Raw genomic sequence first — 13,715 nt, 5'->3', positions numbered from 1 at the left:
CTTGCCAAGCCAGTCCTTGGTGAACCATGAGCTAACCGTGGTGCGCCAGGATTGCTTTTGCGATTGAGTCGCCGCTTGCACAAGCTCCGGTCAGGAGCGCTTGGGACAGGTAATCCCCGCAGTAGTAGACGGATCGTCTCGCGGCAGACTGCCAGGTGAGAAAGTCGGCCACCTTCCGGCAATAGCCAGGGTAGAAGATCGGCAGCTTGTACGGAATCCACTGGTTGACAATAGTGTGCACTCGACTATCGAAGCGGGGAATGCGCTGCCTGACTTCCGACCGGATAAGGGTGTCGAGCGAATCGGCCAGGCCGAGGCGATCCGCTTCTTCGGCTGCCTCGGGTGTCAGCTGACAGTAGAGTTGCGCGTGCGAACGTCCTGCGATCGGTGCCGCCGGCAACTGTTGCCAGGTCGCAATGCGAGTCGTTGACTGACGGCCTGAGAACTCCAGCTCGGCAGGAATATCCCCTTCCAGCGCGTAGTGAACGACACCCAGCTTGTTATATCGCACTGCTTCGAGCATCGAGCGCTCCGCGTCGAGAGGATCGACGATAAGCTTGCCGGCTTGGGCGCCCTCCGTGGCGCAGACGACAACATTCGCGCGCAGCTCATGTTCTTGTCCGAGGCGCCGATAGCGTACGATGCATTGGCCCTCGGCGTGTCGTTCGATGGCATAGGCCCTTGCGTCGCAAAGAACTGGCACCCGACGGCCCAGTTCCTGAGTCACCTGCCCCATGCCTTCTGCCAGGGTGTAGACGGTGTCCTTGCCGAGCAGATGCGGCATGGTACTGACGTAGAATGCCGCCGAAATATCCTCCGGATTCCAGCTACGCGTTCCGCGGAAGATGGGTTCGATGAGTTGCTTCAGTACGGCGGGTGTGGTGGTTCGGCTGATGTAATCCGCCAGGGTTTCGGTGTCGCCTTCCAGGTATGAGGCCGCAGCGTCTGGATCGGTACGCGAGCGCAGGCGCGCGAGACCTACTCCCGCCGCGACCATGCGTATCCGGCTGCGCCAATCCAGCCCGGGCGTCATGAGGGTGCGCGGGCCAGGCATCAGCTCGACACGGTAACGATCGCCGCCGATTGCGGCGTTTGCGCCGAGCTTGCGTAGCGGTACAAGCGCACGCGTCAGATCCAGTTCGGCGAGCAAGGAGTGAAACGCCTGGCCAAACGGGTAAATCAGGCGCGCACCGGTGTTGTATGAAATGGGACCCTCGCGCCGTTGTGCCATTCGCCCGCCCACGGCCGATTGGCTTTCCAGAACCTGGACGGTGAAGCCGGCAGCCGTGAGCCGGTAAGCTGCGGTGAGTCCGGAAATACCGGCACCAACGACGACGATGGAGATAGGTTGGTTCATTCGGGCTTCGCTACGGTGTCGGGTACGGCAATCTCGATCAGCGCCGGCCCGGTTCCATTCAGTACTCGCTTCAGAGCCGGCAGGAATTCCGCGGTCGTCTGAACGCGTTCCGCGAGGGCGCCGAAGGCTCTTGCATAGGCTACGAAATCCGGGTTTCGCAAGGCGCTGCCGACAGCACGCCCGAACTGCCGGATCTGGGCACTTCGGATGGCGCCATATCCCTGGTTATTGATAACGATAATGATGATGCGCAGATTTTGCTGGACTGCCGTCGCCAGTTCTTCACCATGCATGAGCAGGCAGCCATCGCCGGCCACGGCCACAACCAGCCGATCCGGCCGCGCCATCGCTGCGCCAATGGCGGCCGGCAATCCGTATCCCATGGCACCGCTCTTGGCGCCAAGCATGGTGCCGGGCTGGCGGAATGCAAGATAGCGATGTAGCCAGATCGCGTAGGCACCCGCGCCAGCGGTAAAGACGGTGTTGTCAGGGAGGCGCTCTCGCAGCGTCATAAAGACTTTTCGCAGGTCGACAGCTCCTGGACAGTCACCCTTCCCGACGAACGCCGCGCGCGCGATGCGAAAGCCCTCTGGCCAGTCGGAATCAGGGGAAGACCAAGAAGTCGCAGAAAGGGCTGTTGAAAGCGCCTCAAGAAAGGGCGCTGGAGCAGCTTGGATCGCCACGTCGGCGCGATAAATGCGGTTGAGTTCGTCGGCGCTGGAATGCACATGAACCAGGCGCTGGGCCGGCCGCGGGGCATCGAGCAGACGGAATCCACCGAAGCCACCGGTCCCGAACGTATTGATCTCGCCGAGGCGAAGGTTGATGGCGAGTATCAGGTCGGCTTGCACTATCCGCTCTGCCAGCAGCGGATTGAGACCGATGCCGAGTTCGCCCGCATAGTGTGGGTCGTCGTTGTCGAACAGATCTGCTCGTCGATAGCCAGCGGCGACTGGCCAGTTGTGGGCTTGTGCCAAGGCATGCAGGCGTAGTCGCGCTGCGTCATTCCAGCCACTGCCGCCTACCAGCACTAGTGGGCGACGGGCTTCGCGGAGCAGGCCCGCAACCGCACCGGCTTGCCCTGGCGCCGGACCGGGCTCTGGTATGGAGGGCGCAGGCAGCGGAGCGCAGGTGGCATCCTCGCGCCACACATTTTCGGTGACAACCAGGACCACCGGCCCGGGCCGGCCGCTGCTGGCCTTGCACCATGCGCGCATCATCCCTTCCTGCAGTCTCGTGGCGGTGGTGACAGTGATGACGTCCTTGACGAGCGGGCGTAACGCCTGCTGCAAATCAAATCCTGACATCGGGTCGCGCTCAGCCTCTGCGGCTGCCGGCTGCCCGACGACAAGAATCATCGCCGCACTATCCGTATCGGCGGTATGCAGCGCCAGGGCTGTGTTCAGGGCGCCCGGAGCGCGACCCGCCATGCAGATGGAAGGCCGGTCGCCAAGCCGCGCGTAGGCCTGCGCGGCGTAGGTCATGCCTGCCTCGTGGCGGAAGGTGACGAGGCTGATTTCGGGATGGCGGGTAGCGAGGGCATCCAGTGGCTCGAGGATGCCCTCGCCAGGGATCTGGAAGACATGCCGGTGCCCATACTCTCGGATCAGGTCGGCAAGAACAGCGGCCCCTGAGCGGGCCGGCACGGATTCATGATTCATCACAAGTAGTGCAACAGGTTGGGCGAGGCTGCGGCAAGGCGGGGGCCATCTCCCCGCCGTGCCGCGATGCCTGGGGCCCGGTTAGAAGACGTGGAAAATACCCGCCAGCAACATGAGCTGCCCGCTTGTGCTGGACGCGCCGCTGCTGCCGAACAGCAAGTAGGCGTTCTGTGCGTCCCCCGCTGCGCGTTGGTACGCAACGGCGGCCTGGAGAATGGTTCGCTTGGAGAGGAAATAATTGCTTACCGCATTGACCTGGTGATATTTCGGCGTGAATCCGGTCGGTTGCACCTTCCCGGCTGTGTACGTGTACCCCAGGCCGAGCTGCCAGGCGGGCGCGACGCTGTAGGAGCCATTGACGTCGATATTGTTGAAACGCACATCACCGTTGGTAAGCCCGTCCGCGGCATCGCCCAAGTCCTTGTAGCGGCTCTGGGTAAATGACACGGCGAGCTTGAGTTTGTCGAGATCGTACTGGCCTGCAAGCGCGGCAACCGACATGCTCGACGGGGCGATGCGATTCGGCTGCAGTGGCGACGTGGCTGAAACGGCCGGGAAAAGGATGGTATTCCAGTTGCCCTCCGGAACTGCACTTGCAGGATTATCGATGTGCAAGTAAGCGGCGGCGGCGCGAAAACGGCCGCCGGCGTAGGTAACGCCAAAGCTCATGGTCGAATTGCGGTGGCTGTCGCCTGCAACTTCGCCAAAACCATACATGGCGCCGGCCTGGAAGCCGCCGAAGTTTGGCGTCACGTACTTGACCGCATTGTTGATGCGGAACTGCCAGTTCGTATTGTCATTGTCGCCGACGTGCGCCATATAGCCATTCCACTTGCCAGGTGGGGTGAACGGCGCGATCCACTCCGCTACCAGGTCGTACTGGCGCCCAAGTGTCACGGTACCCGCCGAACGGTCAGAGAGCCCGACATACGCCTGGCGGCCAAACAGCCTGCCACCCTGCCGTGAGTTTCCCGTGCTCATGTCGAAGCCGCTCTCAAGCGTAAACAGGCCGCGCAATCCGGACCCCAGGTCTTCGTGGCCTTTCAGGCCCCATCGCGATGGGCCGGTTGCCAATCCCGTCACGTGATGGCCACCGCTGTTGTTGACATATCGCACCCCGCTATAGAGGAAGCCATAAAGCGTGACGCTGCTCTGGGCGAGCGCGCTTTCCGCGCATCCGCTCAGGATGGTGGCCGCCAACGTGACTTGCCATACCTTACGCACTTTGCTAGTGCTTTTTCCCCGCTTTGACTGCATTGACTCTCCCCTTTTTTGTGCCAGGTCGCGGTCCGGTGCCGGCGCAATGGAGCCGGGCTTGACAACACGGGCAGCACGAGGCTAGCGCAGCCTAGGCCAGGGCAAGAGGGGGGACAAGCGGATCGGACGGCTCAGAGCGGAATTCCTAGCAATCGGTATTCGATTGCCACAATTGGGAGCATTGACAGCGTGCGTGGCCGAGGTTGAGGTCAGCATTTTCCCTTGCTCGGGCCAGTACCCCAGGCGTTCGGTCCAGGAAAATTGAGGCGAAACGACTGAAACATTAAGTTGATCGGAAGTTGTCCGCCGGGGCGGCGGAAACCAGGCGGAATCGGTGCTAAAAAGTTCCTGGTTGGCACGGCGTTGCACGCCTTGTTCATACAGCTCCGATGTCCTTTCCATGCCTTAGGATACCCATGCCCCGTCACAAGAGATTCCTGCTGCATACCTTATCCTGCGTCTCCGTTGTTGGTGCCGTGCTGGGTCTCGTGCCCGCTGTCCATGCGCAAACCGTGATCGGGATTGCCAACCTTGGCCCACACCCATCCATCTCGCAAACTATTGCCGGATTCAAGGAGGAAATGGCGCGCAGCGGCTACGTGGAAGGTAAGAACACCACTTATGTCTACGGGGACGCAAACTTCACGCAAGCCTTGATGCCCCAGATGCTTACGCAGATTGCGTCGAGGAAGCCCGCCGTTATTCTCACGCTGACTACATCGGTCTCGCAGACGGCGCTATCTGCCGTGGCCGACCGAAAACTTCCCATGGTATTCGCCATGGTGACCGACCCGGTTGCCGCAGGATTGGTTGAAGGATGGGACCATGGCAGCAGTCGCTTTGTAGGGGCTTCGGATATCCAGGATTTTGACGCGGTCCTGGTCTTCGCCAAGAAGCTGTTTCCGAACGCCAAGTCATTCGGCACCCTGTACAACCCTGGCGAAGCGAATGACGTGACCACTACCCGCAAGCTCGAGGAGGCATCCAGGCGGGCAGGGCTGACATTCAAGGCGATCAGTGTCGATACTACCGCTGATATCCCTCAGCGAGCAGAGATGCTGCGCGGCACCGATTTTATGTACGCGACTGGCTCAAATCTTGTGCAGTCAGCAATGCCGGCGGTGGCCTCTGTGACGAACCGGCTGAAAGTGCCGATCCTGAGCTCGGAAACAGAGTTTGTGAAGAGCGGCATCGCGGCAGCGAACTATGCCGTTTCGCTCCGCTCCATTGGCGTCAATGCCGCGACCCTGGCAACGCGCGTGCTCAAGGGTACGGCGCCGGCCGCGCTTCCCGTGCTGACGCCCTCGCCCAACGACTACGTTTCCACCATCAATACCACCAAGTTCAAGCAACTCGGGCTGACCATTCCGCCCGCGATGGAGTCATGCCAATGCTTTATCAACTAGCTGCCCGGCGAGCCCGCAACATGCCACAGTCAACTCCAAATTCTGCTTCCACCATGTTGCAAGTCGAATGTTTGCACAAGACCTTCCATGCCGGCACAGCTGACGAACGGGTTGCGATCGACGGCGTTTCCCTCGAACTGAACCAGGGCGATTTCGTGGTGGTGGTAGGAGGGAATGGGGCAGGAAAATCGACGCTGCTCAGCATGCTCGCCGGTGAAGTCCTGCCGGATTCGGGAAGCATCCGCGTCAACGGCGTGAATGTGACCCCGCTCGGCACGCACCTGCGCGCAAAGTACATCGCCAGAGTCTTTCAGGATCCGTCGATCGGTACTGCCGCGGCGCTCAATATCGAAGAGAACCTTGCTGTTGCCGCCTTGCGCGGGCAGCGCAGGACCTTCGGCCGTGGCCTGACCTCGGCGCAGGCTCGCGAGTTTCAGCAGAGGCTCGGCACCTTCGGCCTGGGCCTGGAAAATCGGATGAAGGCACAGGCAGGCCTGCTCTCAGGCGGACAGCGCCAGGCGCTTTCGCTGCTGATGGCGGTCCTCCGTGAGCCTCAGTTGCTGCTGCTGGATGAACATACCGCGGCGCTGGACCCGCGGACCGCCGAAGCCGTGATGCGAGTGACTTCGCAAGTGGTTGACCAGGCCGGGCTGACTACGCTGATGGTCACCCACAACATGCACCATGCATTGCAGTATGGAAACCGGCTAATCATGATGCGGCATGGCGCTGTTGTTGCCGACTTGTCCCTGGAGCAGAAACGGCGCATGACAGTTGAAAAGCTGATTGCCGCTTTCGACGACGAGAACCCCTCCCTTCGCATGGTGAGCGCATGAACCTGTTCGATACATTCCTCAACCTGGTGCCAATGGGCCTGATGCAAGGGCTCATCTACGCCCTGATTGCCATTGCGGTGATGATCCCGTTCCGGATCCTGAATTTCGCAGATATGACAGGTGAAGGGACCCTTGCCTTTGGTGCATGCGTGACGGCGAAATGCCTGAGCGTCGGACTGGAACCCGTGTCGTCGCTACTCATCGGTGCCGCGGCAGGCTTCCTGGGGGGAAGCGCCACTGCGTATATTCATGAGAAGGTGAAGGTGAATACGCTCTTGTGCGGCATCCTGGTGTTGTCCATGCTGTATTCGATTGACATCCGGGTCATGGGCCAGCCGAACACCGCTTTGTTCACGTTCCCAAATCTCTTCCAGTACCTGCCCGGTGACGACGGAACCCTGACAAGCCGAATTGCATTGCTTGCCGTAGTGGATATCGCATTGATCGCATTGATCTTCTGGTTCCTGGGGACACAGCACGGGATGGCCATGCGGTCGCTTGGCTCCAGTGTTGCGATGGCCAAGGCGCAGGGCATCAATATCAAGGTCTATGTGCTGGTAGGGCTCGGGTTGGCAAACCTTATCGCAGCGCTCGGAGGCGGTCTGCTGGCGCAGAACCAGGGTTTCGCCGACGTCAACATGGGCTTCGGCACGCTGATCAACGGGCTGGCATCGCTGCTGCTCGGTGAGGCGATCATCGGGAACCGGACGATCCTGCGGCAGGTGGCGGCGCCGGTGTTGGGCTCGGTTGTGTATTTTCAACTGATCTCGATCGTCTTGGCCTTCGGCTTCCAGCCGTCGGATCTGAAAATGGTAACTGCGGTTTTTGTGCTGATCACACTTCTTATCCTTGCCAAGCGCAAACCAGGAAAGTCACGCAAGGTGGCGCAGGAGCGCCTTGCACGGGCTGCCTGATTCAAAACGGTTTCTTCTTTGGTTCCTTATGCGGTGTCTCCATCCGCGACTTGAAAGCCGTCCCTCGGGACGGCTTCTTTTTATGTTGGATAGCGGAACAGAGCTTCCTTGGAGCGGCATGCCCGGCCGATCGGTCGGGTCATGCCAGAGTGGGTATTGGTGCGCAGGCAGGCGCGTTAGGTTTGGAGAGGTGCCATTTGCCCAGGTTTGCTCTGGTTGTCCTGGCCGGGGTTACGGCCCCATTGGGACAAGGAGAGTCAGGATTTGCCGCTAGACGTGCAGCACGCTGAGGTCATCAGATTGTGCGCGCACCGATCGCACATGTGTCCGCATACCTTCCCAACGTTGGTAGGCGGATTCCGAAGCGAGACCTAACTGGTCCAGTACCCGCCATACGGTATAGCGAATCAGCTCATCGAGCGTCTTGGGCAGGGCATAGAAGGCCGGCACCGGGGGCATGATGACGGCGCCCATCTCAGCTGCTGCAGTCATGTTTCGGAGATGAGCCAGAGTCAGTGGCGTTTCCCGTGCGAGGAGCACCAATGTCCGCCGCTCTTTCAGGGTTACGTCGGCAGCGCGGGTCAGCAGATTGTCGTTGAACCCGTGGGCGACCGCGGCCAATGTTCGCATGGAGCAAGGCGCCACGACCATGCCCTGGTGCCGAAAGGATCCGCTTGCCAGGGCGGCACCAATGTCTCGGATGTCGTAGGCTACATCGGCGAGCGATTGTGCTGCGTGCCTGTCTATGCTGCATTCCTGCCGCAAGGTCAGCCAGCCTGACGCCGACACCACCAGATGGGTTTCGACATCGAGCAGCCGCAAGGCTTCCAGCAGCCGGACACCGTAGATGGCACCGGTGGCACCGCTGATGCCAACGACTATGCGGGTGCGGTCCTTGCTCATGTCAGCGCACCTCCGACGCAAAAGCGGGCAGATACTTGCCAAGTTCAATTTCCACTTCGCCTGGAATGCGCTTTCGTTCAAACTCCGCTTCGCGTCCCCATGGTTTAGTCGCATCAATGGCAAGGCGGCCCCAGTGATCTTTGTGCGGATCGCGGTAGAAGCCCGGGACATTGTTCAGCACCATGGTTCGGGTGTCTGCACGCCCCCGCGTCACGAAAGCCCAGATCACTTCATCCAGGTTGTAGATGTCGACATCTTCGTCAACCACGATGCAAAGCTTGTTGTAGTCAAGATGCGCGCCCATTGCCGCGAGCAGCGCATGCTGTGCGTGCCCCTCGTACTGCTTCCGGAGCTTGATGACGGTGTTCATCACCGTGGGCTTGCAGGACACATCGATGATGCCCGGTACCTGTCCCTTGATGGCGCGATAGATGCGCGCGGCGGTGGCGGCCTCGAGCGGCCGCAGGTCTTCGTCAGAGCCGCAGATCAGGCCCTGGAAGATTGCTCCGGTGCGCCAGGCGACGTGCGTGACTTCGAATACGTGGTTGTCACCCACATCGACGTAATAGCCCATGAATTCGCCGAAAGGACCTTCCGGGCGGCGCACGTTTGGGAGGATCCGGCCTTCAATCACGATGTCGGTCGCGGCGGGAACGGAAAGATCGATGGTCTGGCACCGGCGTGTGCGCAAAGGGCCGCCTCGCATCGCGGAGGCCAGTGCCAGCTCGTTTGCCTGGGGCGGCAGCGAGACGCAGGCCGACATGAAGACTTCGGGAGGGGCGCCGATCAGAATGGCGGCTTCCAGCGCCTTTCCCTGGCGTTCGGCAGCTGCCTGATAGCGGGCGAGATCGTGTGAGCTTCCCAGCCGAATTCGTAGTTCATTATCGGAAATTACCATTGAGCGATGGAACGACAGGTTAGGCACGCCTGTGTCAGGGTCACGTGCGAGAAACACGCCGGACGTAATGTACGGGGCGCCGTCCCGCTCGTGGTAAGTCAGGATCGGCAGGTCGCTGAGCTTCCCGCTCCGGAGGCGCTCGGGCTGAGTATCCTCTTCCGCATAGGTTTGAAGCGTGGCAGCGACTTCAATTTCCTCGTCCAGCCGCTCGCAGAAGGTGCGCGTACCGCAACGAATCATCTCGCGCAGCCGCTCATGGTCGCTATACAGGTTCATGACAACCGGAAGTGCGGAGCCACGCACGTTCTTGAAGAGCACGGCCTGGTTCGAGACACGTTGCAGTTGCCGCGCGACCGCAGCCGCTTCGAAACGGGGATCGACTTCGCGCTCCACAATTGCCAGGTCGCCGCGTGCTTGCAGACGGCTCAAGTAGTGCCTCATGGTTTTCTCGGATAGTTCGGAAGGTAGGCTGACGTTACCTTAACGGGCACCTGTCCAGCCTGTGCGGTAGCGCTGGGAACATAGGAAATCCGAACTCAATTCCTTTTGGCGTGACCAGGGCGGCAGCGGCGGGCATTACGATGAGCCGCGATGCGGCGACATTGCGCCGTCTTGCCGGGGCCGCGGTGGCATCGTTGGCGTTCGCGGCGTTGCCGCGTCCCGGTCAATCGCGCCCGCGCAAGCGCTAGCGGCGCAATCCAGAAATTGCTTGGGGAAGACATGATGGCCAGTCTGAATCTTACGTCGCCGGAGCCGGGAAACGATGGCTTGTTCCGTACGCGCCTGGCTGGCCATCACGCTCGTACCAGCGAGGCATTCAGTGCGCTTCGCGATCAGCTGGGGTTTTTGTCTTCCGCTCCGCACGGAGAGGCCGGCCTGTATGGTGGATCCGTTCCGGTCTCTGACGACCCCGAAGAAGGGAAGTGGGAGCTGATCAGCATCCGGGATGAGATCCTCCTGGTGGTCTCGGATGGCTACCTTACCCGGCAGCATAGTGAGAGCGTGCTGCCCGAGGGCTATATCGAATTCCATTTCATGGTCGCCGGTCCGGTGAGCGTTGAGTTCTCCGAGGCCGGAAGGATCGAAGTCACTTCGCCGAACCTCACTGTGGTGCATCAGGGCGATGACATGCATTACCAGGTGTCGTGCGGCCCGGGCCTCTGGCGCTCCGTTGGCCTCTATATCAGCCGTGAATACTTCCACAGTTTTCTGCGGGCCTCCATGGGTGTTGATGGCCCCCTTTGGCACCAATTGCAGAAGCTGCGAAATGAGCAAGTGTTTTGCCACCAGATGCCGGTCAATCCCGAGGTGCTGACCGCTGTCAAGCAACTGCTGGAGAATCCGTACGAAGGCTATCGGCGGCTGCTCTTCGCTCAGGCCAAGGCATACGAGGTGATGTGCGCATCATTGGATCTGTGGCAGGCCTATCTCGAAAGCCACCATACCGCCGAGGTGTTCTCTTCGCGCGACCTGCGCCTGATTGAGAAGGCGCGAGATCTTCTTGTCGGCGACCTTCGGCACATGATGACGATCCCGGAGCTGGCGCGCGCCGTGGGGACCAACACATCCAAACTCAAGCGCGGCTTCAAGTTTCTCTACGGTATGACAGTGTTTGAATGCGGCCATCGGGCGCGCATGGACAGGGCACTGGAGATGCTGGGGAACCAACGCCTGAGTGTCAACGAGGTGGCGTTCGCAGTGGGCTATCAGCACCAGACGAGTTTCACGGCGTCTTTCCGCGATTACTTCGGCTTCGCTCCCAAGGATGCCAGGCGGATGGCCGACCTGCGCAACGTCCGGGCCCGTTCCTCATCCGCGCCGGGCGTTACCGCAGGAGAAGACCTGTAAGCCCTGCCGCGGCCGGAGATTGGCAATCTGCAGCATTTTCTAGTCGATCGGCATTCGTTGGTCGGGCCCGATACGACCCGCCGTGTTCCTCGCATAGGATCGTCCCCATACCCGACAGCGGGGTGCGATTGACGACGAGGAACGCATGGCAGTGATCAAAGTAAGGAACCCCCGTACCGGCGAACTGGATTACGAATTCATCCCTGCGGATGCAAGTACGGTAAGCCACGCGGTAGCGCGGGCAAGGGACGCGCAACGGGAGTGGTACGAAAAAGGGCTTGAACACCGTATTCAAGCGCTGTCGTCCTGGGCCAGGGCTTTGGAAAGCAAGGCGGACGCCATCACCGGTGCTCTGACAGTTGATACCGCTCGCGCCAGAATCTCCCGGGAAGAACTCGGTGCTGTTATCCATTTCATTCATGGGTATTCCGAAGCTGCACCGGAAGTCCTCGCTCAGCCATTCCGCAAGTTCCGCAATAACAGCGATGTCGTGTTCAAGACGACCCTGGTCCCATATCCGGTTGTCGGCGTCATCAGTCCGTGGAACTTCCCTTTGGTGCTTTCCTTCATCGATGCCATCCCCGCATTGCTCGCCGGTGCCGCGGTAGTCATCAAGCCAAGCGAGGTGACGCCCCGCTTCGTGGAGCCGTTGCGTGCGTCGATTGAAGGCGTGCCTGAGTTGCAGGGCGTGATCACGCTGCTCCAGGGCGCAGCGGAAACGGGTCGGGCCTTGCTTGCGGAAGTCGACGCCATTGTCTTTACCGGAAGCGTGGGGACCGGACGCAAGATCGCGGTTGCCGCCGCGGAGCGGTTCATCCCGGCATTCCTTGAGCTTGGCGGCAAGGACGCGGCAGTGGTGCTGGCCGGCTCAGATCTCGAACGTGCCGCCACCAGCATCCTCCGGAGTGCCATCTATAACACCGGGCAGGTTTGCTACGCAATCGAGCGGGTCTACGTGGACGAGTCCATCCATGAGGCTTTCGTGCAGGAACTGGTCCGACAGGTTCAGACGCTTCGCCGCAGTTCGGCAGCCACGGACGGGGGTCACTACGGGCCCTTCATTCATGCCGCCCAAGCGGAAATTGTCCGGGCACAGTTGCAAGACGCAGTCGTCAGGGGTGCCCGCATCGTTACCGGCGGTGCGGTGGAGAATGTCGGCGGTGCGGTGTGGCTCGACCCGACCATCGTGGTCGATGTGGACCACTCAATGGACCTGATGACGCAGGAAACGTTCGGCCCCGTGGTGCCGGTCATGCGCTTCTCCAGCGAAGATGAGGCAGTGCGCCTTGCGAATGATTCCATCTATGGCCTCAGCGGTGCAGTCTTTGGTCCGGATACGCATACCGCCGGCGATTTCGCGACGAAGATGGAAGCCGGTGGTGTCAGCATCAATGACACGGAACTGCAACGCGGCATGATGTTCGACGGGGAGAAGACGGCCTTCAAGTTCTCTGGCATGGGTGGCTCGCGCTACGGTGCGACGAGCATCCTGCGCTATGTCCGCAAACGTGCGCTCATCGCGAACGAAGGCGGTATCAAGCCACTGGACGAGCTCTCGGAATCCCTCTGAACCCAGGGCAACCTGTACCACGCCTTCCCCGGAGAGAACGATCATGTTGACAAGATTCAAGACGGCGGGCGTCGCCATGGCGGGCCTGGCGCTGGCGGCTGCCACGCTGGCCGCGCCCAGTGGCGCGGCCGAGACGGCCGCGAAAGGCGGCCCCCAAGGCAATACCGTTATCGGCATCGCCAACTTTGGTCCGCATCCCGCGCTGGATCAGAGCGTTTCCGGCTTCAAGGAGGAAATGCGCAAGCATGGCTACGTGGAAGGAAGGAACACAACGTACGTCTACAGCGACGCGAATTTCACGCCCGCGATGATCCCCCAGATCCTCGGGCAGATCGAGGCGAAGAGGCCGGCGGTGATCCTGACAGTCACAACCCCGGTTTCCCAGGCAGCGCTGTCGAGTATCACGGACAAGTCTCTGCCGATGGTGTTCTGTCTGATCAGCGATCCGGTGGCGGCTGGTCTCGTGCCCAACTGGCGCCAGGGTAGCGCGCGCTTCGTCGGATCGGCCAGTGCAATGGACTATGACGCCGTGCTGAGCTTCGCAAAGCGCATGTTCCCCGGCGCCAGGCGGTTCGGCGTGCTGTACTCCCCAGGGGAGGCAAACGATGTGGTGGCAATCAAGGCGATCGAAGCGGCGTCGGCGCGGCAAGGCTTGACCCTGCGTAGTATTAGTGTCGATGCCTCGATGGACGTGCCGCAGCGGACGCAGATGCTGTCGGACGTCGATTTCGTCTATGCCATCGGCTCTAATCTCGTGCAGTCGTCCATGCCGGCCGTGGCCTCCGTTACCGACCGCTACAAGATTCCTATCCTGAGCGCGGAGACAGAACTCATCAAGAAAAGCGGGGTGGTGGCAGTCGCTTACTCCGCCTCGTATGCAGCGCAGGGTGCGCAGGCAGCCCAACTGGCAGCAAAGATCCTGGATGGCAAGCGGCCCTCTGAGCTGGCGCCCGTCAAGCCGGGCCCCGAGGACTACACGACATTAATCAGCCGAAAGAAGCTCACGCAGCTGGGACGGCCGATTCCTGCGAGCATGGAGTCATGCAATTGCTTCGTTGATTGACC

At 60.9% G+C, this 13,715-nt stretch carries 11 protein-coding genes; 6 read left to right on the top strand and 5 right to left on the bottom strand.

Features of this window, described 5'->3' with window-relative positions; genetic code table 11:
* Positions 1–31 precede the first annotated feature (31 nt).
* From I6H87_RS31105 to I6H87_RS31095, 3 genes are all read right to left on the bottom strand, one after another.
* Positions 32–1,357: a protoporphyrinogen/coproporphyrinogen oxidase gene (locus tag I6H87_RS31105; protein ID WP_011617886.1), complete on the bottom strand. Its 1,326-nt coding sequence runs from the start codon at positions 1,355–1,357 to the stop codon at positions 32–34.
* Positions 1,354–3,018, bottom strand: coding sequence for a thiamine pyrophosphate-dependent enzyme (locus I6H87_RS31100; protein WP_041688245.1), 1,665 nt, complete (start codon positions 3,016–3,018; stop codon positions 1,354–1,356). Before I6H87_RS31100 ends, I6H87_RS31105 begins: the two co-directional genes overlap by 4 nt.
* An 81-nt stretch (positions 3,019–3,099) precedes the next feature.
* Positions 3,100–4,218, bottom strand: coding sequence for a porin (locus tag I6H87_RS31095; RefSeq protein ID WP_157886312.1), 1,119 nt, complete (start codon positions 4,216–4,218; stop codon positions 3,100–3,102).
* Positions 4,219–4,691: 473 nt separating this feature from the next.
* Here I6H87_RS31095 and I6H87_RS31090 point away from each other — a divergent pair, with 473 nt between their 5' ends.
* From I6H87_RS31090 to I6H87_RS31080, 3 genes are read left to right on the top strand one after another with little or no spacing between them, the layout of a single operon-like run.
* Positions 4,692–5,681 (top strand): ABC transporter substrate-binding protein, encoded by a 990-nt coding sequence (locus tag I6H87_RS31090; RefSeq protein WP_041688242.1) that lies wholly within the window; start codon positions 4,692–4,694, stop codon positions 5,679–5,681.
* Positions 5,682–5,734: 53 nt separating this feature from the next.
* A complete protein-coding gene (locus I6H87_RS31085; RefSeq protein ID WP_041688240.1) occupies positions 5,735–6,517 on the top strand; it encodes an ABC transporter ATP-binding protein in 783 nt (260 codons plus the stop codon).
* On the top strand, positions 6,514–7,431 hold the full coding sequence (locus tag I6H87_RS31080; RefSeq protein ID WP_011617881.1) for an ABC transporter permease: 918 nt from the start codon (positions 6,514–6,516) through the stop codon (positions 7,429–7,431). The genes I6H87_RS31085 and I6H87_RS31080 overlap by 4 nt, the downstream gene beginning before the upstream one ends.
* 270 nt (positions 7,432–7,701) lie before the next feature.
* Here the strand turns inward: I6H87_RS31080 and I6H87_RS31075 are convergent, their stop codons facing one another.
* Both I6H87_RS31075 and I6H87_RS31070 read right to left on the bottom strand, forming a co-directional pair.
* Positions 7,702–8,334: a UbiX family flavin prenyltransferase gene (locus I6H87_RS31075; protein WP_011617880.1), complete on the bottom strand. Its 633-nt coding sequence runs from the start codon at positions 8,332–8,334 to the stop codon at positions 7,702–7,704.
* Position 8,335: 1 nt separating this feature from the next.
* Positions 8,336–9,661, bottom strand: a complete 1,326-nt coding sequence (locus I6H87_RS31070) for a UbiD family decarboxylase (protein WP_231881470.1) — start codon at positions 9,659–9,661, stop codon at positions 8,336–8,338.
* 291 nt (positions 9,662–9,952) lie between these two features.
* Here I6H87_RS31070 and I6H87_RS31065 point away from each other — a divergent pair, with 291 nt between their 5' ends.
* The 3 genes from I6H87_RS31065 (at position 9,953) to I6H87_RS31055 (ending at position 13,713) form a co-directional block, all read left to right on the top strand.
* Entirely contained in the window at positions 9,953–11,080 is a 1,128-nt protein-coding gene (locus tag I6H87_RS31065; protein WP_011617878.1) for a helix-turn-helix domain-containing protein, read from the top strand.
* A gap of 145 nt (positions 11,081–11,225) precedes the next feature.
* Positions 11,226–12,650 carry an aldehyde dehydrogenase family protein gene (locus tag I6H87_RS31060; protein WP_011617877.1) on the top strand — a complete coding sequence of 475 codons (1,425 nt, stop codon included), beginning with the start codon at positions 11,226–11,228 and terminating at the stop codon, positions 12,648–12,650.
* Between the two features lie 43 nt (positions 12,651–12,693).
* Positions 12,694–13,713 (top strand): ABC transporter substrate-binding protein, encoded by a 1,020-nt coding sequence (locus I6H87_RS31055; protein WP_011617876.1) that lies wholly within the window; start codon positions 12,694–12,696, stop codon positions 13,711–13,713.
* The last annotated feature ends 2 nt before the right edge of the window (positions 13,714–13,715 follow it).

This window comes from Cupriavidus necator (genome assembly GCF_016127575.1).
Classification (GTDB): domain Bacteria; phylum Pseudomonadota; class Gammaproteobacteria; order Burkholderiales; family Burkholderiaceae; genus Cupriavidus; species Cupriavidus necator_D.
This window is presented reverse-complemented; position numbering and strand designations above follow the sequence as displayed.

Coding starts and splice junctions, on each gene's coding strand:
- I6H87_RS31090 (WP_041688242.1), top strand. CDS start 4,692: ATGCCCCGTCACAAGAGATTCCTGCTGCATACCTTATCCTGCGTCTCC.
- I6H87_RS31085 (WP_041688240.1), top strand. CDS start 5,735: ATGTTGCAAGTCGAATGTTTGCACAAGACCTTCCATGCCGGCACAGCT.
- I6H87_RS31060 (WP_011617877.1), top strand. CDS start 11,226: ATGGCAGTGATCAAAGTAAGGAACCCCCGTACCGGCGAACTGGATTAC.
- I6H87_RS31065 (WP_011617878.1), top strand. CDS start 9,953: ATGATGGCCAGTCTGAATCTTACGTCGCCGGAGCCGGGAAACGATGGC.
- I6H87_RS31075 (WP_011617880.1), bottom strand. CDS start 8,334: ATGAGCAAGGACCGCACCCGCATAGTCGTTGGCATCAGCGGTGCCACC.
- I6H87_RS31100 (WP_041688245.1), bottom strand. CDS start 3,018: ATGAATCATGAATCCGTGCCGGCCCGCTCAGGGGCCGCTGTTCTTGCC.
- I6H87_RS31055 (WP_011617876.1), top strand. CDS start 12,694: ATGTTGACAAGATTCAAGACGGCGGGCGTCGCCATGGCGGGCCTGGCG.
- I6H87_RS31080 (WP_011617881.1), top strand. CDS start 6,514: ATGAACCTGTTCGATACATTCCTCAACCTGGTGCCAATGGGCCTGATG.
- I6H87_RS31105 (WP_011617886.1), bottom strand. CDS start 1,357: ATGAACCAACCTATCTCCATCGTCGTCGTTGGTGCCGGTATTTCCGGA.